24 protein-coding genes are annotated in these 22139 nt (G+C 58.5%); 20 read left to right on the forward strand and 4 right to left on the reverse strand.

All coding sequences use genetic code 11. The features are described from left to right. The first annotated feature begins 13 nt into the window (after nt 1–13). From KPG71_RS12625 to KPG71_RS12635, 3 genes are all read left to right on the forward strand, one after another. A complete protein-coding gene (locus tag KPG71_RS12625; RefSeq protein ID WP_103911549.1) occupies nt 14–580 on the forward strand; it encodes a biotin transporter BioY in 567 nt (188 codons plus the stop codon). A gap of 186 nt (nt 581–766) precedes the next feature. Continuing rightward, on the forward strand, nt 767–1600 hold the full coding sequence (locus tag KPG71_RS12630) for an MBL fold metallo-hydrolase (protein ID WP_253196249.1): 834 nt from the start codon (nt 767–769) through the stop codon (nt 1598–1600). 84 nt (nt 1601–1684) lie between these two features. Then, complete coding sequence (locus KPG71_RS12635; RefSeq protein ID WP_216338379.1) at nt 1685–2440, forward strand: hypothetical protein; 756 nt, start codon at nt 1685–1687, stop codon at nt 2438–2440. A 121-nt stretch (nt 2441–2561) separates the two neighbouring features. Here KPG71_RS12635 and KPG71_RS12640 read toward each other — a convergent pair whose 3' ends face one another. From KPG71_RS12640 to KPG71_RS12650, 3 genes are all read right to left on the reverse strand, one after another. Further along, nucleotides 2562–2786 (reverse strand): hypothetical protein, encoded by a 225-nt coding sequence (locus KPG71_RS12640; protein WP_216338380.1) that lies wholly within the window; start codon nt 2784–2786, stop codon nt 2562–2564. A gap of 168 nt (nt 2787–2954) precedes the next feature. Continuing rightward, nucleotides 2955–3212 (reverse strand): helix-turn-helix transcriptional regulator, encoded by a 258-nt coding sequence (locus KPG71_RS12645; protein WP_057821663.1) that lies wholly within the window; start codon nt 3210–3212, stop codon nt 2955–2957. A 124-nt stretch (nt 3213–3336) separates the two neighbouring features. Next, the gene (locus KPG71_RS12650) at nt 3337–3588 is read right to left on the reverse strand and encodes a hypothetical protein (RefSeq protein WP_065331733.1); all 252 of its coding nucleotides are present in this window, start codon (nt 3586–3588) and stop codon (nt 3337–3339) included. 210 nt (nt 3589–3798) lie between these two features. Between KPG71_RS12650 and KPG71_RS12655 the strand changes: the two genes are divergently transcribed. From KPG71_RS12655 to KPG71_RS12720, 14 genes are all read left to right on the forward strand, one after another. Then, entirely contained in the window at nt 3799–4167 is a 369-nt protein-coding gene (locus KPG71_RS12655; RefSeq protein ID WP_216338381.1) for a hypothetical protein, read from the forward strand. A gap of 43 nt (nt 4168–4210) precedes the next feature. Further along, nucleotides 4211–4825, forward strand: coding sequence for a lytic transglycosylase domain-containing protein (locus tag KPG71_RS12660; protein ID WP_216338382.1), 615 nt, complete (start codon nt 4211–4213; stop codon nt 4823–4825). Continuing rightward, nucleotides 4822–5115 carry a TrbC/VirB2 family protein gene (locus KPG71_RS12665; RefSeq protein WP_012187323.1) on the forward strand — a complete coding sequence of 98 codons (294 nt, stop codon included), beginning with the start codon at nt 4822–4824 and terminating at the stop codon, nt 5113–5115. Before KPG71_RS12660 ends, KPG71_RS12665 begins: the two co-directional genes overlap by 4 nt. Then, complete coding sequence (locus KPG71_RS12670) at nt 5108–5386, forward strand: type IV secretion system protein VirB3 (protein WP_008327373.1); 279 nt, start codon at nt 5108–5110, stop codon at nt 5384–5386. The genes KPG71_RS12665 and KPG71_RS12670 overlap by 8 nt, the downstream gene beginning before the upstream one ends. Further along, the gene (locus KPG71_RS12675) at nt 5376–7751 is read left to right on the forward strand and encodes a type IV secretion system DNA-binding domain-containing protein (RefSeq protein WP_216338383.1); all 2376 of its coding nucleotides are present in this window, start codon (nt 5376–5378) and stop codon (nt 7749–7751) included. The genes KPG71_RS12670 and KPG71_RS12675 overlap by 11 nt, the downstream gene beginning before the upstream one ends. 219 nt (nt 7752–7970) lie before the next feature. Next, nucleotides 7971–9059, forward strand: a complete 1089-nt coding sequence (locus KPG71_RS12680; protein ID WP_367397356.1) for a lytic transglycosylase domain-containing protein — start codon at nt 7971–7973, stop codon at nt 9057–9059. Then, nucleotides 9059–9868 carry a type IV secretion system protein gene (locus tag KPG71_RS12685; protein ID WP_216338611.1) on the forward strand — a complete coding sequence of 270 codons (810 nt, stop codon included), beginning with the start codon at nt 9059–9061 and terminating at the stop codon, nt 9866–9868. Before KPG71_RS12680 ends, KPG71_RS12685 begins: the two co-directional genes overlap by 1 nt. A gap of 17 nt (nt 9869–9885) precedes the next feature. Further along, entirely contained in the window at nt 9886–10539 is a 654-nt protein-coding gene (locus tag KPG71_RS12690) for a type IV secretion system protein (RefSeq protein ID WP_216338384.1), read from the forward strand. 28 nt (nt 10540–10567) lie between these two features. Then, the gene (locus KPG71_RS12695; RefSeq protein WP_216338612.1) at nt 10568–11236 is read left to right on the forward strand and encodes a TrbG/VirB9 family P-type conjugative transfer protein; all 669 of its coding nucleotides are present in this window, start codon (nt 10568–10570) and stop codon (nt 11234–11236) included. Next, nucleotides 11233–12612, forward strand: a complete 1380-nt coding sequence (locus KPG71_RS12700) for a TrbI/VirB10 family protein (RefSeq protein WP_216338385.1) — start codon at nt 11233–11235, stop codon at nt 12610–12612. The genes KPG71_RS12695 and KPG71_RS12700 overlap by 4 nt, the downstream gene beginning before the upstream one ends. A 4-nt stretch (nt 12613–12616) precedes the next feature. Continuing rightward, a complete protein-coding gene (locus tag KPG71_RS12705; protein ID WP_216338386.1) occupies nt 12617–13603 on the forward strand; it encodes an ATPase, T2SS/T4P/T4SS family in 987 nt (328 codons plus the stop codon). Then, on the forward strand, nt 13600–13803 hold the full coding sequence (locus tag KPG71_RS12710) for a hypothetical protein (RefSeq protein WP_114276217.1): 204 nt from the start codon (nt 13600–13602) through the stop codon (nt 13801–13803). Before KPG71_RS12705 ends, KPG71_RS12710 begins: the two co-directional genes overlap by 4 nt. Further along, nucleotides 13800–14213 carry a hypothetical protein gene (locus KPG71_RS12715; RefSeq protein WP_216338387.1) on the forward strand — a complete coding sequence of 138 codons (414 nt, stop codon included), beginning with the start codon at nt 13800–13802 and terminating at the stop codon, nt 14211–14213. Before KPG71_RS12710 ends, KPG71_RS12715 begins: the two co-directional genes overlap by 4 nt. 12 nt (nt 14214–14225) lie before the next feature. Then, nucleotides 14226–15302, forward strand: a complete 1077-nt coding sequence (locus KPG71_RS12720; protein WP_216338388.1) for a type IV secretion system protein — start codon at nt 14226–14228, stop codon at nt 15300–15302. A gap of 185 nt (nt 15303–15487) precedes the next feature. Here the strand turns inward: KPG71_RS12720 and KPG71_RS12725 are convergent, their stop codons facing one another. Then, the gene (locus KPG71_RS12725) at nt 15488–16678 is read right to left on the reverse strand and encodes a cysteine desulfurase family protein (protein WP_216338389.1); all 1191 of its coding nucleotides are present in this window, start codon (nt 16676–16678) and stop codon (nt 15488–15490) included. 153 nt (nt 16679–16831) lie between these two features. Here KPG71_RS12725 and KPG71_RS12730 point away from each other — a divergent pair, with 153 nt between their 5' ends. From KPG71_RS12730 to KPG71_RS12740, 3 genes are read left to right on the forward strand one after another with little or no spacing between them, the layout of a single operon-like run. Further along, nucleotides 16832–17797 (forward strand): DUF4007 family protein, encoded by a 966-nt coding sequence (locus KPG71_RS12730; protein WP_076535520.1) that lies wholly within the window; start codon nt 16832–16834, stop codon nt 17795–17797. Between the two features lie 2 nt (nt 17798–17799). Beyond that, the gene (locus tag KPG71_RS12735; RefSeq protein ID WP_216338390.1) at nt 17800–21186 is read left to right on the forward strand and encodes a hypothetical protein; all 3387 of its coding nucleotides are present in this window, start codon (nt 17800–17802) and stop codon (nt 21184–21186) included. Continuing rightward, a complete protein-coding gene (locus KPG71_RS12740) occupies nt 21186–22025 on the forward strand; it encodes a phosphoadenosine phosphosulfate reductase family protein (RefSeq protein ID WP_216338391.1) in 840 nt (279 codons plus the stop codon). Before KPG71_RS12735 ends, KPG71_RS12740 begins: the two co-directional genes overlap by 1 nt. The last annotated feature ends 114 nt before the right edge of the window (nt 22026–22139 follow it).

Genomic DNA, 22139 nt, shown 5'->3' on the forward strand with positions numbered 1-22139 from the left:
AAGGACGAAAAAGATGAATCTGGAAACCACTCAAAGCCAATCAGTCGCAAGACTGACCCGAGAGATCTCGATAATACTCGTCGGCACAATTCTTCTGACAATATCCGCCAAAATCGTGGTGCCGTTCTACCCGGTTCCCATGTCTACACAAACCCTGGTTGTCTTGGGTCTGGGCCTTTTCCTGGGGCCGGTGCGCAGTAGTCTTGTTGTTGTGGCATACCTTTTTGAAGGTCTGCTTGGCCTGCCGGTCTTCGCAGGCACGCCTCCGGCGCCGGCCGGACTGGCGTATATTGCGGGTCCCACAGGCGGATACCTGGTAGGCTTCGCACTTGCAGCGGCCGCTGCCGGATGGATTGTTCAAGCACTGGAAGGACTTCGGCCTTCATTCAGAGCATCTGTCGCGGTCTTTTTGGGCTCGATACTCATGTATTGCGCAGGGCTGTTATGGTTGGGTGGCTTTGTCGGCTATGGCGAAAAGTTGCTGAACGCCGGTCTTTACCCGTTCCTTCTCGGGGATCTGACGAAGGCGACAATTGCTGTAGTTCTGTATACTGCTTACCATAATCGCCGCGCTGTGTGACTGCCAGCCCAAGACTGTATCAGACTGTTTCAGTCTCATACGGGCCTGGTCCAATGTAAGTTGAAATGGTCCGATGCCGGATTTGACAGGCACCGGACGCCAGCCTGAGGTTTCCGGCGCCATGCGAGAGCAATGCGCAAAACTGTGCGAACCAAATTGTTCGCAATCAATACCTGGTCGCACACAATGAAAAGAAGCAGCATGTTTTTCTCAGAGCCGGAGCCTTGCCGCGCGAAGGGAGTCGAATTGGCCCCTGGAATTCTGAGGATCGTCGCGAACAATCCCGGAAAGATGACCTACCACGGGACAAATAGCTACATCATTGATACGCCTGATGGTCGGTTCATAATCGACCCCGGCCCAGCAGAAGACAGTACACATTTCGAGGCAATCATCGAAAATTTGGGGGCCAAACCATCCGGGATTCTGCTCACACACCACCATTCTGATCATTTTGGAGTCGTCCCAGCCCTGCGAGCACGGACAGACGCACCTGTTTATGCCTCACGGGCATTCCCTGACGATGCATTTCGACCTGACCGGTTTCTGGAGGACGGACAGGTCATTGCCGGTCTTACCGTCCTGCACACACCTGGTCACGCGAGCGACCACCTTTGTTTCGCGAGACCTGACGGAGTGCTCTTCACGGGCGACCACGTTATGAGTTGGAACAGTTCGATCGTCAGCCCCCCTGACGGAAACATGCACGACTACTGCGCGCAGCTACAGCGGCTGATTGAGCGCGACGATAGGATCTACTTTCCGGGGCACGGACCTATACTCCGGGATCCGCAACCTTACGTCAAACGGTTGCTTTCCAACCGCATGCGTCGCGAGGCGGAGATCCTCGCCCACCTCTCAAACACCCCGGATTCGGTCCAGAATATCGCCGCTTCCGTCTACCAGAAAACCGACCCACATATCGCAATGGCCGCAGAACGAAACGTTGCGGCGCATCTGGAGAAGCTGTTGTCTGAGTCGCGGGTGGTACAAGATGGCGGAGTCTGGAAATTAACATAAACTTCATTATGCGAGGTTATACTTAATGTTGCGATAGTATATTATTGTATGTATGCTGAACTCCTGTCACGAAGGCTCCTCAGCATGCGTTATTCATTCAAAAAGCTCCTCCCCTCGATCGCTGTTGCTCTGGCCCTTGCGGGCGTTTCCTTGCCGATGCCCGCCCGCGCGCAGACATACCCGATCGACTGCGCGATCCTACTCTGCCTGTCTGGCGGCTGGCCCGCGTCCGTCCCTTGCGCCCGGGCCCGTGCCGAATTCATCCGACGAATTACGCCTTGGCCGGTGGAACCGCCACTACAAATCTGGCGCTGTCCCATGGGCGCCTCCTATGAGATCGAACCTCAACCGAGCGGAACAAATCGGACCTTCGACGCGTTCTTCCGGATTGATAATGTGCGGCCACGCCAGTCATTTCCCATGACCCATCAAGCACCTGCAGTAATGGCAAAAACGGCCGTTTGGAGCGTTGACGAAACCTCAAACGAGTTCGTTCCCGTCGAACTCGCCCTGCGACTCGATCAAGATCGTGCGGACATCGACATCAGCGGACCAGAGTTCAATTTTGTCCGATCCATTCGAGTTTTTGATGTTCGCTTCGCCTCTCAGCAAGAAGCTGGAGAAAATAATCAATGCCGACGCTATGCGCTGGTCTATCTTGGCACCTACGGCACGCAGGGCAAATTTTCATGGGCCGTATCTGCGCCGACGGCCCTACCCGATGCTCATGTCGGGCTCGAAGGCTGGGGGTCGAACTGCCCACGCGTTTTTAATCGATCAGTATTCGTGGATTGGCGCGACTACGCGGGTAACTATGGGTTTGAACAGGTTGATTACTGACCCGTTCCAGGGGCCTGTCAAACGTCATTCGCCGCAGACACTCTCCGAGCCAACTCTACCCAAGGTACCGCTTTATGCACAGATACCCCCGATTGGCTTCGAGCTGTCATGACTGATCTTGTCAGCTGTCACGCCTTGGAATTTGGGTCAATCCACCGAAGTCGATTTCACGCTTTTCAGCGTAACTGAGGTCAGGCAGACACCTTGAAACCCGCTGCGGGCCATTGACATCCCACATCACCGCCAGCGCGCCCGTATTCCAGCGATACACCCACCCGACAACACTACGCTCATCCATCCCGATCAAATTCGCGATCGCGACGCCTTCGACCTCATCTTCGTTCACTGTTTACTAACTTCCTGCAATTCGGCGTTGTGGACAGCAGCCTGGATCTTAAATCGCTTGCTGCAACCGCATGCCGAGCCTGGTTATTATCGGTTACTGTTTGTCCTCGTGATAGCGATCTTCACACCGGGAGAATCCAGCACCGGTGTTTTCGATCAATCAAATGGTTCAAATCCTGTGGTCGGGCTCCGTGGCGGCTTCGACGATCGCCAGAACCTCGAATGGGTCAAAGCCGATGGCACGCGCCAAAACGACCAGCTCGACCACGTCGATCCGGCGTTCACCGCTCTCAATACGCGCCACCAGAGATTGATGGCACTTGAGCCTGTCCGCCAAGTCGTCCTGGCCCAAGCCCGCGTTTTTACGCGCGTCGACCAACGCCTGGCACAAAGCCTCTTGCCCTTTGCTTCTGATTGTATTTGCCACGCGTCACATACCTTTTGTGACGTCGCTAGCGGATGAAATCTGTTATCTAAAAAGTAGATATTTGAGAGTGTTATCGGCGTCTGGTTTCCACGGGCTGCTAGTCTGATGCTCCCGAGGTTGCCCATCAATCCCCTACCAATTGCAGAAATCGGCCATAGTCCTCGCTGACTTCCCGCGCTTCTTCGAAAGCGCGGGCGCGTTCGCTGTCGAGGCAACGGAAATAGCTCTGGATATCCTGGACGTAATTTTCAAAATCGCTGCGGATGATAGCCGCATAGTCCCGCGCGGCCTGCGAATCACTTGGCAGGAAGGGGCGGGGCGGGGCGAAGCAGGATTCCGCCAAAACCGGCCCGGGAACGCAGATCAGAAGGGCCATAGCTTGCAATGAGAGCAGGCATGTCAACCTTGGGTTTCTCAAACCTGTTATCTCCTTGATCGCGGACACTGGCCGAGACTAGTGTTTGCGCAACCAAACTACAGCCAAAGCACGATATTACATCTTGCGGTTGATAATATACTATCGTAACTCTGGGCTTCAAGTGGGAATGCCTGGGGTTGCGCCATTGGAGAAAGCGTGAGCCGGGCCATGAACTGGGACATCGAAGCACCAAATGTGGTTACGGAAGCCAGGTTCCGCGAGCTCGTGGAAAGCGGCTATAGCGCAGAAATCCTGTGCCAGGAGTCGGCACACAAGAAAGGCCCCAGCTATTACGGGGTCTGGATCATGCGCGTTGTCTCTGATGACGGGGTGGAAAAGCTCCTCGTCACCGCCCGCACGCGGACGACCTACAACGATATCAAGATCCGCGAGTTCAAGACGATCTCTGGCGTGGTGTCTTTCTTCATTGGCCTTGGTTTTGCGCATGTCGACCTGCCGCTTGAGGCGGGGACAAGCCGTACGCACAAACTTGCGCCGTCAGACAAAGCCCCATCAGACAAGGGCACTGACACCTAGCCTCGTCTGCCTCTGGCTGGTCGCAGCACCTGCCTCCGCGCAAATGGTGCTGGTCATGGAGAGCGACGGCTCCCTAACCCCGTCCCGGTCTCAGAGCAGTTTTGCCCGGAACTACAATGACGGCATTGGTCAGGGTTCGGCCTCCGATGGGATCGCGATCTTCGGCGAGGTAGCGGCCGGGCAAGAGGGCGTCCAAGTCACGGCCCTTGCCCGCCCGACTCCCCTGCCCCGCGCCGATGTCCTCTCCGGGATTCAGACCACGGCCTTGCGCTATGCCGGCCATCCGGGCCTGCGGCGCGCAGAGCTCTCCGTGAGGGATTGGCTGGCTCTCTACCGCGCCAATATCGAGGTTGAGAGCGCATACCGGCAGGATGCGATTTCAAGTGCGGGTGCCATTGGCCTTGGCCAATTGATGCCAGCGACGGCGCGTGATCTGGGCGTCGACCCGCGTGATCCGCTGCAGAACCTCGACGGCTCCGCCCGCTACCTCGCGATCATGCTGGAGACGTTCGGCGATCCACGCCTTGCCCTCGCGGCATACAACGCCGGACCCGATGCGGTCCGCCATTATGGCGGCATTCCCCCCTACCGTGAAACCCAGAACCACGTGGCCCGCGTCATGGCTGTCGTGGCCCGATTGGAAGGATCAAATTCATGAGACAGATTTCAAACCTCTTTGTCGCCTCACTGGCGCTATTCCTGCTCATTGCCGAGCCCGCCCTTGCCCAAAGCATCGATCTCTCCCCGATCCAAAGCTTGTTGCAGGGCATTGTCGATGCTCTAACCGGCCCGCTCGGCGTCGTGATCGCCACACTCGCGGTCCTTGGCGTTTTCTTGAGCTGGTTCTTCAATATCATCGATCTGCGTCAGGCGCTCTGGGTCCTCGTCGGGATCGCTGGTGTTGCGGCCGCCCCCACCATCGTCGCCGCGGTTTTCGCCGGTGGCTGAGCGCTCACCTCTCTTTCTGGGCCTCGTGCGCCCGCCCAAGCTTCTGGGCCTGCCCATCATGTATGCGATGGTCTGGCTTTTCGGCTCGGTGCTCTTGTTCGTCTGGGTCCAGCACATTGCGGTGCTGGGCGTAGCCGCCCTGCTCTATCCGGTTCTCTGGAAGGCCGCGGACTGGGATCCGCGTTTCATCGACGTGATGATGACGGCATTGCAGGAGACGCCACCGACGCGGAACCGCTCCATCCATGGCGGGGACAGCTATGCCCCGTGATGACGCCCATGATCCAGCGATCGATCCCCGCACAATGACGCCAGACTGGTATGCGCGCGAGACACGCCTTGCGCATATGCTGCCCTATGTGAGCCTCGTCGATGACCAGACCGTGCGCACCCGGGTCAACGAGCTCTTCTGCTGCATCCGGCTCGAGGGGATCAACAGCTACACGACGGACGATGCCTATCTCGACAAGGTGACGGCGCTTTTTGCCCGCATCGTCGCGCAACTTGGGCCGGAATTCAGCTATTACGTCCACAAGGTCTCCAAGGCCATCAAACCTGATCTCGACCCCATCCGCGAGGACAGCTTCGCAGGCGAGGTCGACCGGCGCTGGCGCGCGAAACTCGAGACCAGCGGCCTCCGCGACAAAACCCTGACGCTCACGGTCATTCATCGCCCGCCTCCCAAAAGTGTCCTGCCGTTCCTGAACCGCAGCGCGCCGGATCGTCTCAAGGAAGCGACCGAGAAGCGCCTTCGCCGATTGGGCGAGGCCGTAAACGTGTTCCTGTCTGGCCTGACGGAGCTTAACCCACGTGTGCTTTCGGCCAAGTCCGGCGAGTTGATCGGCTTTCTGGGGGCCCTCAACACTGGCCAGGAACTGCCGCTCTACCCGGCCAACACCTACGGCTTTTTGTCCTTCAACGTCGCCAATACCCGCGTGACGTTCCACGGCGATTATTTCGAGCTCTCCGAAGGCGTCGTGGGCCATCGCTACGGCAAGAGTTTCACCATCGGGGAATACTCGGAAGGCACCTCCTGCACCATGTTCGACATGCTGAACCTGCCGGTCGACATGATCGTCACGCACTCCTTCACGCCGATCAATTCGAACCTCATGGCGGGCCGCATCAAACGGCAAAAGCGCCAGATGCAGGCCAGCCAGGACGCGGCCCTCTCGCTCCTGGAAGCCCTCGACATCGCCGCCGATGATCTCGAGGCCAAGCGCCAAAGCTTCGGCGAGCATCACATGGTCGTGACGCTCTTTTGCGACACGCTCGAAGAGCTGCAGACCCTCAGCGCCGAGATCGTCAATGCCGCCGCAACCGAAGGCGTGAAGGTGATCGGCGAGCGGGTCGCGGCCAAGGCGCATTATCTCAGCCAGCATCCCGGCAACCAGCCCAAGCGCGTCCGCGCGAGCGCCGTCACCAATCGCAACTTCGCGGATTTCGCGGCCTTCCACCGGACGCAGCTTGGCAAACCGGCCGCGCAAACGCCCTGGGGCCGGGTCGTCACCTATCTGCCCACGCCGGAGCAGAGCGCCTACCGGTTTTCCTATCACGAGCAGGGATCGCCCGACAAAGAACCGACCAGCGGGCATACCCTGATCATGGGGCGGCCCGGGTCAGGTAAGTCTGTGCTTTCGGCCTTCCTGATGACCCAGGCCCGTCGCGCGGGCGCCCGGGTCTTCGTCTTCGATTACCGATCCGGTATGGAGATGGCGGTCCGCGCGAATGGCGGGCGCTACGCGTCCCTGAACGCCGGTCAGCCCACGGGCCTCAACCCGCTCTGGACCGAGACCGATGCGCGCGGCACCGCCTGGCTGTCGGATTGGCTTGCCGCCCTGCTCTACCGCGCTGACAAGCCGCTGACGCCCGCACAGACCAACCGCATCCAGGAAGTCGTCCGCCAGAACGCACAGGCCTCCAATCCGGCCCTGCGGAACTGGCGGGATTTCGCATCGCTTTTTGTGTCCACCGACGATGGCGGCGATCTGCACCAGCGCCTGCTCGAATGGACCGAGGACGGCCGCTATGGCTGGATCTTCGGGCAGAGCCTCGAGGACACGTTCTCGCTCAAGGGCGATGTGGTGGGCTTCGATCTGACCGGCATTCTCGACAGCGAGGCCGACAAGGAGCGGATGGCGGTTCTCTCCTATCTTTTCCGCCGGGTCGAACGCGAAATCGAGGATCGCCGCCCCACCATCATCGTGATCGACGAGGCCTGGAAGGCGCTCGACAACGCGTATTTCGCGGAGCGGCTGTCGAACTGGCTGGTGACCGCGCGCAAACAGAACACGGTTGCCGTGATGATGACGCAATACGCAAGCCAGCTCGAGCGCACCCGGACCGGCAAGACCATCATCGAGGCGGTGCCGACGCAGATCCTGCTGCCCAATATCCGCGCGCAGCCTGCGGATTACGCCATGCTGAACCTCACAGAGAAGGAGCTCGACGTCCTTCTCAACACGGGCAGCAACAGCCGTTTGGCGCTGATCCGCGACGATCAGGGCTCAATCGTCGTCGATGCCACTCTCAGTGCTCTCGGGCCCAATCTCACCATCCTCGGCGGCATGGAGAAAGGCGAGGCGCTCGTCGGCGCCGATTACCGCGACCGCCCCGACTTCTGGAGACTCTCATGATTCGCATTTTGTTGCTTCTCACCGCGCTCGGCGCTTTGGCCTCCTGCGCCCAGTATCAGGAACCGCAGGCCAATTGCTTCACGTTCTTGGCCTCGACAACACCCATTGAGCCTGATTGCACTTTCACGCCGCTTGGCACCCCGGATCGCGACATTGAAGTCTAAACTGCCTCATATCCTGGCACTTTGCCTGCTGCCCGGTCTCGCCTTGTCTCAAGGCGTGCCGACCAATGACAGTGGGCTGACCGCGCGTGACATCGTCGAGACAGGCGATCGCGAGGCAGACTTGGCCCTTCAGTCGGACAAGCTTGCCGTGCGCGAACTCATTGCCGAGATCGAACGGGAGCAGCTGGAAACCCTGCAACGCATCCTTGATGCCCAGACCAGCTTCGGCGGTCAGGGCTTGCCGGCTATGGTCTCGGGGCTGGAAAGCGGCAGCGGGGATCCGGCCCGGTCAGTCGAGGCGGTCTATGGCACGGGCGAGATCGATCCCAATCCCGGCGGTGCGCAGATGTTCGGCGACGCGTCTGAGACCATCGAGCAGCTCATCATCCGCGTGGCTCAGGAGACCAGCGGCTTTGCGGGAGTTGGCCGCGCAGGGCTCTCACCCGTCCAGTGGCGCGCGTTGCTGCAAGCGCTCATCTGGCAGGAAAGCCGGTTCACCATTGGGGCACGGTCTCCCGTCGGCGCCTATGGTCTCACCCAGATCATGCCGGGCACCGCCAGCGATCTCGGCATCAACCCGGAATACTATGACAGCCCCTATCTGCAGGTGCATGGCGGCGCGCGCTATCTCGCAACCCAGCTGAACACCTTCGATGGCAACATCATCAACGCACTCGCAGCCTATAACGCGGGACCCGGCCGGGTGTTCGAATATGGCGGCGTGCCACCTTTTGCCGAGACGCAGCACTACGTTCAGGTCATTCCAGAACGCTACAATCTCTATCTCAGCCGCATCGGCGGGATCGAAGCTTTGGGCACGATCGATCCCGCACTCTTGGCCAATTCAAACCTCTCGATCACGGGGCATGGGGCCGCCTTCTACGGCAACAACTCACCTGCCGCGATCCGGCAGGCCGCCCTGCGCATTCGGGACATTGTAGAGCGGATTTCCGATACGGAAGACGCCCAAGAAAGCATCGCACTCAACACCTATGCCCGCGCCGAACTCGTGCGCCTCGTCGTTGCACGCATCCGGCTTCAGGCGGCACGCACCCGCGTCCTCTCTGCCGAGGAGCTGGCCCAGGCCAGCGCCCGCATGGCCGAAGGCGCGTTCATGGATTTTACGATCAGGGAGATTGAATGATGGGACATCTGCTCTTGAGGATGGCCTTGGCCACAACGCTTGGGATTGGCCTGCATCTGGGCGCCCTATCCCCTGCCTTCGCGCAAGGCGTGCCGGTCGTCGATACCCAGAACATCGCGCAAAACATCCAGCAGCTCCGGCAGATGATCGAAGACGAGATTCTGCAAAACGAGCAGCTGACGCAGCTCCGCGAACAGCTCGGCCTTCTCACGGACCAACTCGCGGAGCTGCAACGAACCTACGAGGCCCTCACCAGCCTCGCCGAGCTTCCCGAAATCATCCGGACGGAAATGGAAGACGAGTTGAACGGTCTGCTCGACCAAGAGTTCGGGGACATCCTCGCCACGATTGAGGCGATCAAGACTGGGGATTTCTCGGGCCTCTCGGGCTCCGGCGCAGGCGAGATCGAAACCCAGATGGACCGGGTGCTGGCCGACCTAGGCTTTGACGAGGACACCCTCTCGGAAATGGCCACCAGCGGCAATCCCGGGGCCAACCGTGTGGCGACGCAAGCCACGACCGGCGCGCTCGTCTCAGCCGCCGCCCAGAACAGCTATGAAGACGCAGGCCAATCGCTCGAGCGGGTCGACCGCCTTGTGGGGCTCATCGACGACATGGACGAACTCAAGGAAAGCATCGATCTCAACACGCGCGTGACCGCGGAGCTCGCCATTGCGCTGGTCGCCATGTGGCAACTCGAAGCCATCCAGACCGTGGGCGATGGCACCGGCGGCGTGATCGATGCCGCCACCATCGCCGAAGAGCAGCGCTTCATGGATTTCACCTTGCCGGACCTGCGGGCCGAGTAATCGTGGGGGCATGACGGGTGGCGACTGAACAAGAAATCATCGAGGAAGAACTGGTCTATGGTGCCCTGCGCCGCGAACGGCTCTGGCAACGCCTTGGCCTGACAGGTCTTGTCTTCGGCATCATCGGCTGTCTGAGTGCCGCGGCTGTCTCGATCCTCGATGTCGACCCGCCCCCGGTTGTTGTCCCCTACGATCCCGCCACCGGCTTTGCTCTCCCCGAGGCCTCGGTGGGCGCTTCCTCGGTGACGGCCAACCAGGCGATCATCGAGGCGGAGGTCTTCCGCTATGTGACCGACCGGGAAGTCTATAACCAGCTCGACAACGATCTACGCATCCGCAGCGTTCTGCGCCGCTCGGACGGGGCCGCCGAGAGCGGGTTGCGGCAGATCTGGAACAGCGCCAACGAGAATTACCCGCCGACCGTCTATGGCCCCAACGCCAGGCTCGACGTGGAAATTCTCAGCATCAACCGGATCGGCACCAACCGCGCCACGGTACGCCTGCGCAAGCGTCTGACGTCCATTAACGGCACCCAGACCGGCCTCTTCACTGCGACGCTTCTCTTCGAGTTCCGCCCGGAGACCCGCCGCTCCATCGATGAGGTCTGGACCAACCCCTTCGGCTTCACCGTGCGCGAATATTCCATCCGCTCCGACAGATTGGAGAATTAGTTTGATCAATAAGGTCTTTGTTGCTGCCATGTTTGTCTTGCTGCCCAGCCTTGCCTTTGCCGAAGCCGTCCCGCGCGGTGGCCCAAATGACAGCCGCGTGCGCTTGGCCACCTACCAGGAGGGTCAGGTCTACCGTCTCAGCGTGTCGCTCACCCATGTGACCACCATCGAGTTCGGCGAGGGCGAAAGCATCCGCTCGATCATCGCGGGCGACACCGAGGGCTTCGAGATCGACGGCGTCCCGGGCGGTCAGGCCTTCGCGATCAAGCCTGTGGCGCGCGGGGTGCATACCAATGTGACAGTCTATACGAACCGCCGGAGCTACTACTTCAACGTCCAGGAGGTTCGCAGCCCAACCTTCTACGTGGTGCAGTTCCGCTATCCTGATGACGCTGCGCGCCCGACCCGGGCCATCGCCGCCCAAGCGCCGAACAACAATTACGGCGCCAGCGCGCGGACCGAGTTCACGCCAACGCGCATCTGGGATGACGGGACGTTCACGTATTTCGCGTTTCCAAGAAACGCGCCTGTGCCCGCGATCTTCCGCTACGCGGGCGGCCGCGAGCGCACGGTCAACACGCAAACTCCTGAAGACGGCGTGATCCGCGTCAGCGGCGTAAACCGCCAATGGGTCCTGCGACTTGGCGAAGAGGTGGTCTGCATCGAGGCGATCCCGCCCGCGGAGGCCACCTCATGAGCGATACCGGGAACACCGAGCTGGAAAAACGCCTCGCCGCCCTTGAGAAAGGCAGTGCCCGCGCGCCCATAGCGGCGCAGCGCCGGTCGCCCTTTCTCGCGCTGATCGTGGTCCTCGTCATCGGCGCAGGTGGTGCCCTGCTCTATCTCCTCTCACAGCCCGACGAAGAGGAAGCCTTGCCGACGGCCACCCCGGACGTTTTCCAAAACGAGGGGGACGGCTTTGGCGCTATCGAGACCTTGCCCCCGCCCGAGCCCGAGGTTGTGTTCGTCGGACCAGACCCCGTCGAGCCCAACGCGGAGCTTCTGGCGCAGATCACCGCCCTGCAGGCCCAGATCGAGGAATTGCGCAACGCCCCTGAACCAGTTGTCGAGGAAGACACCGCCGCCGCAGAGGCAATTGACGCGCTGACTGCTCAGATCGCGGCGCTACAAGCCGCCTCGGAAGCCGCACAGCAACGATTCCAGGACGAACTGACGGCGCGGGATCGCAGCCTTGAGCAACTCCGCATGGATCTGGAACTGGCCCAACTCGAGGCCAGCCGACCGCAACCCGCGCCAGCGGGCCCCACGGAAGATGAGCTGCGCGCACGCGAGCAAGAGCGACTGCGCCGCGAGGAAGAAGCCCGGCGCATGGCCGAGCTGGAGCGCCGCGCCGCGGAGGAACGCGCCTTCCAGGAGCGGCGCATCGCCTCGCCCACCATCGCGTTTGGCGGCACGTCCGGAGCGAATGAAACGGCTCTGACCGAACGCACTTTTGGCGAGGTGACGGATTTCGTGCTGAATGGTGCGTTGCCCTCCACCGTGACGCAGGCCCAGGTGATCGCCAATCCCTCCAACACCATCATCCAGGGCACCATGATCCAGGCCGTCATGGAAACTGCCCTCGACAGCTCACTGCCCGGCCAGACCCGTGCCGTGGTGTCCGAGGATGTCTACAGCGTCGATGGCTCCCGCCTCCTGATCCCGCGCGGCTCCCGCCTCATCGGGCGCTACCGTTCCGGCGTCGATATCGCGCAGCGCCGGGTAACCATCGCCTGGGACCGGATCATCCTGCCCGCGGGCCAAACCGTCCAGATCAGCTCTTTCGGGGGCGATGAACTGGGCCGTTCTGGCGTCACGGGTTTCGTGGACACACGCTTCGCCGAGCGTTTCGGGTCGGCCGCCCTGATTTCGCTGATTTCCGCCGCGCCAAGTGCCGCCGCCTCCGAGGTCCAGGATGAGACTGCCGCCGACGTTCTCGAAGACGTTGGCGATGATCTGGCAGATGCGACGGACAGCGTCATCGGCGACTATCTCTCAATCGGCCCCGTCATCTATGTCGACCGGGGCGCCCGCGTCACGGTCATGGTCGACCGCGATCTGGAAATATTCTGAGCCCATGTCGCCGAGCTATCTCGAAACCTCGCTCGACCGGATTAACGCCGCCGCCCGCGACGATGTCATCGAGATCTGCATCAACCCCGACGGGACCTGTTGGGGCGAATTCCAGGGCGATCACTTCATGCGCGCACTGGACCAGAGGCTCACGAGCGTTCAGGTCAGGGACCTCGGCAACCAGATCGCCTCCTCTGCCAATACCACGATGAGCAAGGACCGCCCCATCGTCTCGGTTTCGATCACCTATAAGGGTCGCCCGATCCGCGCGCAGGTCATCACCCCGCCCGCCGTGCTGTCAGCCATGTCGATCAGCTTGCGGTTCTTCTCGAGCCTGCCACTCGAGGGAATTGCGCTCGATTTCCTCTACGGAAAAGAGCGCAAGCTCGAAGACCTGCGCGTCGAAAAAAAGCGCGCCTTGCGCGCAGTGGTGGCCGCGGGTTTGATCGATGATGCGCTGGCCTTCTGCGTCGAGAACAAACTCAACATGATCGTCTCGGGTGGCACCTCCACCGGCAAGACCGTCGCCGCGCGCAAGATCCTCTCTCACGTACCGGCCGAGGAACGCATCGTGACCATCGAAGAAGCGGCCGAGCTTTTACCGACCCAGCCAAATGCCGTGACCCTCATCGCCAATCGTGACGCGGAATTCCAGACCGCCGATGTGCTTCTCACCGCCACGCTGCGCATGCGCCCCGACCGGATCATCCTGGGCGAGGTGCGCGGCAAGGAGGCCATGACCTTTCTGGAAGCCATCAACACCGGCCATGGCGGGTCCATGACCACGCTGCATGCCGAAACCCCGCAACTGGCCGTCCAGCGGCTCGCGATCGCCGCGCTCAAGACCGAGATCCCGATGACCTATGCCGACATGATCCAGTACATCGAGAACTCCATCGACGTGATCATCCAGGCCGGCCGGCATGACGGCAAACGCGGCATCACCGAATTCTACCTCCCCGGCATGAAACAGATTGGAGAAGCTGCATGAAGACCTTTGAATATGAAATCCTCTCCTTCCCGATGGACCGTAAGAACAGTCTGATCGAGATGCAGGCGGCATTGAATGCGAAGGGCCAGATCGGCTGGGAGGTGGTCTCAATCAGTTCGTCGGAGTTTGCCAATATCGGGCACACGGCTTTTCTGAAGCGTGAAACCTCCGACGGTGCCGATTTTGGAGACAACCGATGAAGCGTGGTGCAGCGCATTTCTTATTACTGTCAGTCGGTTTGGGCTTGATGGCATCGCCCCTAATGGCGGAGCGCAATCTCATCCCCAGTCTTGAGAGCATTCCAGATGTCTGCCCCGAACGCCCAAGCGAACCTGACTGGATGCAGAACATCGCCTTTCGAGACGCCTACCAGCGTGTCTTGGTCCAGGACATCTACCGGGCACAGAACATGGAGCGGATTGTTGAGACCGGATCCTGCGACTGCGGTCTTCGCTTCCCAGCATGGGATAACGCCGAAGTCACCTTCCAAGAAAACCACGCCAATGCGAACCGTTCAGAAATGCTGCAAGCGTCAGACAGTTACAACCGCCGCGCAAATGATTTTCGACCAGAAGCTCAAGCGATCTGCGAAGCAGTGGGTAATTGGTAAGGCAGCCCCGCGATGAGTGTCGTCACCTACTTCGTTGAAACCTCCCAAGCCTATCTCGATACCGCCGCTGAGACCCAGTTTGGTGCGGTTGCGGCAACGGTTGGCACGCTCCTGGTTTTGGGGACAACGCTGGTGGTGATCCTCGTCGGCATCAACATGATCTATCAATATCGGGCCATGGATGGGCACACAGCCTTCTGGCTCGCGGTGAAGATCGGGCTCATCGGGATATTCGCGACCAATTGGATGCAGTTCAACGCGTTCTCGTCTGCCATTCTCTATGGGATCGACAGTATCGCGGGCGCGCTGGTGGCCTCGGTCGGCGGCGGCAGTCCGGGGCCCTCTGGAACTTTCGCTGAAGAATTCGACCGGCTGATCGCGGAGCTTGGCGACTATCTGAACGCTGCCGGTTCCGAGCTGAACTGGATGGCTGGCGCCATGCTCGACATCGTCGGTGTGCTTCTACTCTCGATCCTTGGCGGACTGGCCGCCTTCATCCTCGTGGCCTCCCGACTGATGATCGCGCTTCTGATCGGGATCGCCCCGGTGATGATTTTCCTCACCCTCTTCGAAGTGACCAAGGACTATTTCGCGCGCTGGCTGTCCGCGCTGATTTCCTTTGCACTATACCCCATCGTCGTCGCAGGCGTGTTCGCAACGATCACAGGCGTTTCCTCCGCGCTCATCGGTGAACTAGGCGATCCCGAAGGGGCCTCAAACATCGGCGCGCTCATTCCCTTCTTCATGATGGTGCTCATGGCCAAGGGCTTCATTATCGCCACGCCCTTCATCGTCCGCGCGATCTCCGGCAACATCATGATGCCCGCCCTCTCCGGAGGTCTCGGCGGAGGCTACAGCTTTGCCCGGACCGCCATGGGAAGCCAGCAGGCCTACAATCGCTACCTCATCGGCGGGGCCAGTGGCGCAGAATACGCAGCCCTCAGGGCGCGGCAGTTCTTCGGGGTGCAGCAGATGCCTGTCAGGCAAGGGATGGGGCAGACGGGTCAAGCAAGTGGCTCAGTGTCATCGGGAGCCGGGTCTCAAATGCTGGCGCAACTCGCCCGGCTAGCAAGGTTGGGAAAGAGATGACTGCGCACAATTGGAATGCAGCAACCGAAGAAAAATTTGCACCTAACAACATGCTGGTTTTTATTCGCGAAGAAGACCATTTCTTTAGATTTCGCGAAAATACTCGGTCCCGTTCGAGATTGACTTTCTGCAGAATTCATATCGCCCCAAAAGCATGTGCAATCCAACAAGCCCTGTGTGAATGCCTAGCCAACTTCCAATAGACCACTACCAATCAAATCAAGAATTGCCTCTTTGATCAGTTCTGTCGCTTCACTCACATCATCAAGCGTCGTGTACTTCCCAAGACTAAAGCGCACCGATGATGATGCACGCTCGTCATCGAGTCCGATGGCGCGAAGCACATGGGAAGGCTCCGGTATCCCGCTTGTGCAGGCGGAGCCCGTCGAGGCAGCAATTTTGGGCTGCAGACGGCTGAGAAGATCGGCGGCCGATACTCCTTCAAAGCCAACACTGAGATTCCCAGGATGCTTGCGCTCCGTGTCAAGCGGCCCATTCACCCAAATGCGGCAGGGAAGGTTTTGTAGCTGCTTAAGGAATGAATCACGTAGGTCGGCCAGTTGCCCTCGGCGATGATCGCCTTCCTCTGACGCGGCGATACGTGCCGCGGCGCCAAAGCCGACGCAAAGTGCAGCCGGAAGCGTGCCCGACCGCAAGCCGTTTTGCTGGCCGCCGCCAAGGATTGTCGGCTGCATCAAAGGTTGAAGGTCTCGCCGAGCAAAAAGCGCGCCGATGCCGGAAGGGCCATACATCTTGTGACTCGACAAACTGACAAGATCGGCATGATCAGCAATCCGCGACACATCCATCGCACTTGGCGCTTGAGCCGCATCGCAATGAAAGTACGCACCGGAAGCGCCTGCGATGCGAGAGATTCTCTCAATATCCTGAATCGTGCCAATTTCATTATTGGCACCCATCACAGATACAAGAAATACATCGTCACTAATTGAATTCTCTAGGGCATCAAGATCAAGTGCGCCCTGTGTATCCACAGGCAAATGCTCAATAGAGAAACCATATTCCGCTGAAAGTGCCCGCCCAATTTCCAGGACGCACTTATGCTCAATGGAGCTCAGGAGAATCCGCCGCCGCTTGCTCGCTAAACCTTCTCGAGCTAAGCCGAGCAGAGCGAGGTTGTTAGCCTCCGTCGCCCCGGATGTGAAGATGATCTCGTCCGGGTCAGCGCCTATAAGCCTCGCGATCTCCGAAGCAGCACGTTGAACAGCTTGAGACGCGCGCCAACCAACGGCATGATCACTCGAATGTGGGTTGCCGAAGCGGCCTTCAAAATATGGCGTCATCTCGGCAAATACGGTCGAGTCGAGCGGACAGGTCGCTTGATGGTCGAGATATATCACACCGTCAATTTTCATAAACTTACCAGCACCTTATCGCGATCATATTCTGAAATCCCGCTCTGACGGCAGGTCAGAGACTTTCTGGGGGATATCCCCAGGAACAAGTTTGACCCTACCATATCTTGTGGGTTAGTGTCGAGCTGGATCAATCTTCCAGGACGAGACTCTATGCCACGAGGACCTATCTACAACGACGACTACAGACCACAATTTTCGGGCCACGAGACCTTCCCACTCCGCTACGGGTGGCTGAAGAAGGCATACGATGCGGTCTATGAACGCGAAGATGGTTCCGACGGTAAGCTCGCCTTCACGCGTGATGACTCCATAGCGCGGTTCGGCGTCGGCAAGAACATGGTCTCATCGATGCGCCATTGGGCAACGTCGTCCGGTATTATCGAAGATGGAGAGGGCGCCAATGCGCTTGTAACGACAAGTCTCGGCCGACAGCTATTCGGAATAAGCGGACTTGATCGATACATAGAACATCCTGCTACGCTTTGGCTAATTCATTGGAATCTTGCGGGCCGCCCTGAAAAAACAACTTGGTTTTGGAGTTTTAACAATTTTCCCGGCGTTACGTTTGAGCGCGAACAACTCGTTCGTGCATTGGAGAAGGTGGCCAAGGATCGTGAATGGCCGCGCGTTTCTGCTACGACCATACGCCGTGATGTCGAGTGCTTCCTGCGAACCTACGTGGCGAAAGCTGCGTCCGGGGCGGCATCGCCTGAAGACTCTTTGGAGTCTCCGCTTGCGGAGCTCGGTCTCATTAAAGCAGTTGGTCGCCGCGACGGCTTTAGGTTCGTGCGAGGGCCGAAGTCATCTTTGGGGAATGGGGTCTTCCTCTATGCTTTGATTGATTTCTGGAAAAACTACTCGTCTGCACAGACTCTCTCTTTCGAAGCTGTGGCGCACGAGCCGGGCTCGCCGGGGCGCGTATTCTTGCTTGATGAAAATGACGTTGCTGATCGGCTTCTGGCGCTTGAGGACTTTACGAAAGGCTCGTTCAGATGGTCGGAAACAGCAGGCCTCAAGCAGGTCATCCGCGATGTTGCATTGGATATGGAGGCAGCGCTCATTTACGCGATGTGTGATTACAAGAAAAAAACTATCGAGAGTAGAGAGGCGGCCTAGTCATGCTTTCCGAAACCGTGAACATTGGACGCCGATTCCAAAGATCGATCAAAATTGATAGCGATTACAATGACCTCAACGCTCTTGAGGGATTTGTCTGCCCAAAATCGTCAGTCGATGTTCTTCAGGCGGTGGCGCACCATGTCTCCGATACAGGGCATGGAGCGTTTACCTGGACGGGCCCTTACGGCAGCGGAAAGTCGAGTCTTGTCGTAGCGATGAGTGCATTGCTTGGAGGCGAAGATGAGTTTCGCTCGAAGGCCGAGGCGGCCATCGGTCGCAATGCGGCAGATGCAATTCTCGAAGCTCTCCCCCCGGAATCGAAAGGCTGGCAGGTTTTGCCGGTTGTAGGCAAGCGTGCGAGCGCGGTGGACATCATTGGGCGCGCCATTGAAGAGGCCGGGCTGGGTGACTGTCCTGAAACGGGAAAATGGACGGATGATGCTGTCGTGGCCACGCTTAAGGCTTCTACAGCAAAGGCACCGCGCAGCCATGGCGGTGTTGTCCTTTTTATCGATGAGATGGGTAAGTTTCTAGAAGCCGCCGCTCAAGATGGCACCGATGTCTACATCTTTCAGCTCCTCGCAGAAGCTGCCTCACGTAGTAAAGGACGCTTTATCGTCATCGGTATTCTGCATCAGGCTTTCGAGGACTATGCCAACCGGCTGTCGCGAGAAATGCGCGACGAGTGGTCGAAGATTCAAGGACGCTTTATCGATCTCGCCGTGAATGCGGCAGGAGAAGAGCAAATCGAGCTCATCTCTCGTGCAATTGAGAACGGGCGCGCGCTAACGAAACCTGGTTCACTCTCGGTGACGGTTGCCGACGAGATTAAGCGTCAACGACCGGCGGCGTCACGGCACCTCTCCGAAACGCTTGAGGGATGCTGGCCGCTTCATCCCGTTGTGGCCTGTCTTCTTGGTCCGATCTCCCGGCGGCGCTTCGGCCAAAACCAGCGCAGTATCTTCGGCTTCCTCAATTCAGCAGAGCCGCACGGTTTTCAGGATTTCATCCGTCATAATGACGCGGGCGTCTTATATGAGCCGGACCGGTTATGGGATTACCTTCGGGTTAATCTAGAGCCTTCTATTCTCGCGTCTCCGGACGGTCATCGCTGGGCAATGGCTGCCGAGGCGGTAGAGCGCTGTGAAGCTTTGGGGGGAAGTGAGTTTCACATTCGCCTCTTAAAGACAATCGCGCTGATTGACCTCTTCAAAGAACGTTCAGGGCTCACGCCCACTGACAGCTTGCTATCCGCCTGTCTGCCGGAGGCATCGAAAAAGACGGTGAAGGATGCACTCGGGCAGCTTAAGAAGTGGTCTCTTGTGATCTTCCGGAAGTTCGCCGACGCCTACGCAATTTATGCTGGCAGCGATTTCGACATTGATCGCGCAATCGAGGATGCGCTGCAGCGCGTTCGAGAGGTTGATTTCGCGGCGCTCAAAAAGCTGGCAGGACTTCAGCCCATCCTTGCCAAGCGGCACTACCATGATACTGGCGCCCTACGCTGGTTTGATGTCGAAGTGGCACCTTTGAATGACCTGATCGAACGCGCCGCAGCTTACGTACCCAAGTCAGGCACAATTGGTGCCTTCCTTCTTGCGATCCCCACGGAAGGTGAAAGCCAAGAAATCGCCGAGAAGCTGTGCCGTGAGGCGGCGCGTGAATCCAAGGACTGGGATGTTGTCGCGGGCCTGTCGCAGCGCGCATGGGTAATCGTCGATCTCGCAAGAGAGCTTATCGCGCTCAGTGAAGTACAAGAAGAGCATCCTGACCTCGCTGGCGATACCGTTGCGCAGCGCGAAGTGCAGGCGAGAAGAACGGCTCTTCAAGGTCAGCTCGAAGAAGAACTTAGGACAGCCTTTGACCATGCGACCTGGTACCTGAAGAACCACAAGCCGCAGAAATGGGATCAGGCCGAAATCAACAATGCCGCCTCTGATTTGGCCGCCAAGCGCTTCCCGCTCTCGCCAAAGATCAACAATGAGCTCCTTAACCGCATCAAGCCGTCGAGTAACGCCGTAGCCGCCCAGAATGCGCTATTGCGCGCGATGGTCGGCCGAGAAGGTGATGAGCGCCTTGGCATAGAGGGGTATCCTGCTGAAGGCGGCCTATTTGCTTCCATCCTAGAAGCGACCGGATTGTACGGAAAGGTAACTGGCGCCTGGCAGTTCCGCGCGCCGTCGAAAAAAAGCGATCCGAGCAATCTTAATCCGCTTTGGGAAGCCGCCTCGGAGCACCTGAGAGAGGCAAAGGACAGAACGGTTACCGTATCTGAGCTCTACGATCTCTGGGGTAAGCCACCCTTCGGCCTAAAAGAAGGGCTGAAGCCGGTTATGGTCGTGGCCTTTATCCTCACACAAAGAGAGAACGTCGCCCTGTACCGCGAGGGTATCTTCCAAGCGCGGTTTAAGGATATCGATGTTGAAATCCTCGCCAAAGATTCTGGTGAGATACAGCTCCGCTGGATGGACCTTTCCGATCTATCTCGTAGGTTGCTATCGAGCATGGCTGAAGTCGTGCGCGATCTCGATGCCTCAAACAGTCTGGCACACCTTGCGCCTATCGACGTCGCCCGCGGCCTCATTGCCATATTCGACAAGCTGCACCCGTGGACAAAGCGGACCATGCAGTTGTCCTCTAACGCAACGCGGGTGCGCGATCTGTTCAAGCACGCAAACGATCCGAACAAGTTCTTGTTCGACGACATTCCTACCGCGTTCGGCGGGCGCGGCGCACTCGACGAGGAAAACAATCTCCAGAGTATCGTTAAGGATGTACGCGAAGGGCTAGAAGAGCTTGTCGCCTCATACCCGTCGATGCTGCGACGTCTGCATGATCTCATGCTGGCCGAGCTTCAGGTGCCTAACGCCTCACCGCAGGCTCTCGGAGAGCTGCGCGCACGGGCAGAGAACATCCGTGAGATCGGCGGCGACTTCCGTCTGAATGCCTTCATCGGAAGGCTTTCTCAGTTTGAAGGGACAGAACAAGACCTAGAAGGCATTGCAAGTTTGGCAGCAAATAAGCCGCCGCGTGACTGGACCGATCCCGACCTCGATCGCGCTTCCGTCGAGCTTGCAGACTTTTCGCAGAGATTTATTCGGGCGGAGAACTTCGCGCGGGTAAAAGGCCGGACCGACAAGCGAAGCTCAATGGCGGTTGTCGTTGGTCTCAACGGCCGACCCGCTCCCATGCACGCCGAGTTTGAAGTGTCAGAAGCCGAGCGCAAGAAGGTCGAAGACATAATCAAAAGACTTGAAGATGTCATCGATGTCGAGGCCCCGAAGAACCGCCATCTGCTTCTTGCAGCACTCGCGGAGTTGAGTTCCCGCTACATGAGTGACGAAAAAATTGATGGCAACAAAATGGAAGTGGAACGAGTAGTATAATGAGTAATGCCGAAGCAAAGCATGTTTTGGGCTTATCGGGTGGCAAGGACAGCGCTGCTCTCGCAGTCTATATGCGCCAGCACCACCCAGAGCTTGATATCGATTATTTCTTTACCGATACGGGCAAAGAACTCCCAGAAGTCTACGAATTCCTTGGGCGACTCGAAGGGTTTCTTGGGAAGTCAATTTTGAGACTAAATCCTGACAGAGACTTCGACTTCTGGCTCAAACAGTACAATAACTTCCTGCCATCACCGCAAACGCGTTGGTGCACGAGGCAACTAAAGCTTAGACCATTCGAGCAATGGCTCAAGCCGATGCTGGAACAAGGACAAAAGGTCTACAGCTACGTCGCCATTCGCGGGGACGAGGAGTACCGGGAAGGTTATAGTTCCAAGCATAAAAATCTAAAGATCGTTCTGCCATTCAAAGACGATGGCATTGATAAGCCAGGTGTTCATGAAATCCTTGAATCATCAGGCTTAGGTCTACCCAAATACTATGATTGGCGCTCGCGTAGCGGCTGCACGTTTTGCTTTTACCAGCAGAAGATCGAGTGGGTCCGCTTGAAAGAGCAGCATCCAGAAGCCTTCGAGGAAGCAAAGGCCTATGAGAAAAACGCCGTGGAGAATGGCTCACCCTTCACTTGGAGCCAAGGGGAGTCACTTGATGAGCTGACAGAGCCTGAACGCGTAAGGCAGATTAAAGAAGACTACGAGAAGCGGCTTGAACGGGCGAAAGCAAAAAGGCAGCAGAACCCCCTTCGCGATGAACCGGATAGTCTCGACATTGATGAACTATACGGTCAGGCGAAGGGCTGCCTTGCCTGCCATAAATAATTGATTTTGGATAATAAAAGTGGCAGGATCGATGCCGCGTTCACAATAAAGATGAGCGATAGGGAGGGCGAGTAGCGGACTATGACGCACACAAACAAATTTGTAGATTTCTTG

Source organism: Roseovarius sp. PS-C2, assembly GCF_018862045.1.
Lineage (GTDB): Bacteria > Pseudomonadota > Alphaproteobacteria > Rhodobacterales > Rhodobacteraceae > Roseovarius.

What these genes read in the sequence shown, in the direction of transcription:
- KPG71_RS12625 (WP_103911549.1), top strand. Translation starts at nt 14, where the DNA reads ATGAATCTGGAAACCACTCAAAGCCAATCAGTCGCAAGACTGACCCGA.
- KPG71_RS12660 (WP_216338382.1), top strand. Translation starts at nt 4,211, where the DNA reads ATGGTGCTGGTCATGGAGAGCGACGGCTCCCTAACCCCGTCCCGGTCT.
- KPG71_RS12685 (WP_216338611.1), top strand. Translation starts at nt 9,059, where the DNA reads ATGGGACATCTGCTCTTGAGGATGGCCTTGGCCACAACGCTTGGGATT.
- KPG71_RS12735 (WP_216338390.1), top strand. Translation starts at nt 17,800, where the DNA reads ATGCTTTCCGAAACCGTGAACATTGGACGCCGATTCCAAAGATCGATC.
- KPG71_RS12695 (WP_216338612.1), top strand. Translation starts at nt 10,568, where the DNA reads ATGTTTGTCTTGCTGCCCAGCCTTGCCTTTGCCGAAGCCGTCCCGCGC.
- KPG71_RS12710 (WP_114276217.1), top strand. Translation starts at nt 13,600, where the DNA reads ATGAAGACCTTTGAATATGAAATCCTCTCCTTCCCGATGGACCGTAAG.
- KPG71_RS12705 (WP_216338386.1), top strand. Translation starts at nt 12,617, where the DNA reads ATGTCGCCGAGCTATCTCGAAACCTCGCTCGACCGGATTAACGCCGCC.
- KPG71_RS12650 (WP_065331733.1), bottom strand. Translation starts at nt 3,588, where the DNA reads ATGGCCCTTCTGATCTGCGTTCCCGGGCCGGTTTTGGCGGAATCCTGC.
- KPG71_RS12655 (WP_216338381.1), top strand. Translation starts at nt 3,799, where the DNA reads ATGAACTGGGACATCGAAGCACCAAATGTGGTTACGGAAGCCAGGTTC.
- KPG71_RS12740 (WP_216338391.1), top strand. Translation starts at nt 21,186, where the DNA reads ATGAGTAATGCCGAAGCAAAGCATGTTTTGGGCTTATCGGGTGGCAAG.
- KPG71_RS12630 (WP_253196249.1), top strand. Translation starts at nt 767, where the DNA reads ATGAAAAGAAGCAGCATGTTTTTCTCAGAGCCGGAGCCTTGCCGCGCG.
- KPG71_RS12635 (WP_216338379.1), top strand. Translation starts at nt 1,685, where the DNA reads ATGCGTTATTCATTCAAAAAGCTCCTCCCCTCGATCGCTGTTGCTCTG.
- KPG71_RS12665 (WP_012187323.1), top strand. Translation starts at nt 4,822, where the DNA reads ATGAGACAGATTTCAAACCTCTTTGTCGCCTCACTGGCGCTATTCCTG.
- KPG71_RS12700 (WP_216338385.1), top strand. Translation starts at nt 11,233, where the DNA reads ATGAGCGATACCGGGAACACCGAGCTGGAAAAACGCCTCGCCGCCCTT.
- KPG71_RS12730 (WP_076535520.1), top strand. Translation starts at nt 16,832, where the DNA reads ATGCCACGAGGACCTATCTACAACGACGACTACAGACCACAATTTTCG.
- KPG71_RS12675 (WP_216338383.1), top strand. Translation starts at nt 5,376, where the DNA reads ATGCCCCGTGATGACGCCCATGATCCAGCGATCGATCCCCGCACAATG.
- KPG71_RS12720 (WP_216338388.1), top strand. Translation starts at nt 14,226, where the DNA reads ATGAGTGTCGTCACCTACTTCGTTGAAACCTCCCAAGCCTATCTCGAT.
- KPG71_RS12725 (WP_216338389.1), bottom strand. Translation starts at nt 16,678, where the DNA reads ATGAAAATTGACGGTGTGATATATCTCGACCATCAAGCGACCTGTCCG.
- KPG71_RS12715 (WP_216338387.1), top strand. Translation starts at nt 13,800, where the DNA reads ATGAAGCGTGGTGCAGCGCATTTCTTATTACTGTCAGTCGGTTTGGGC.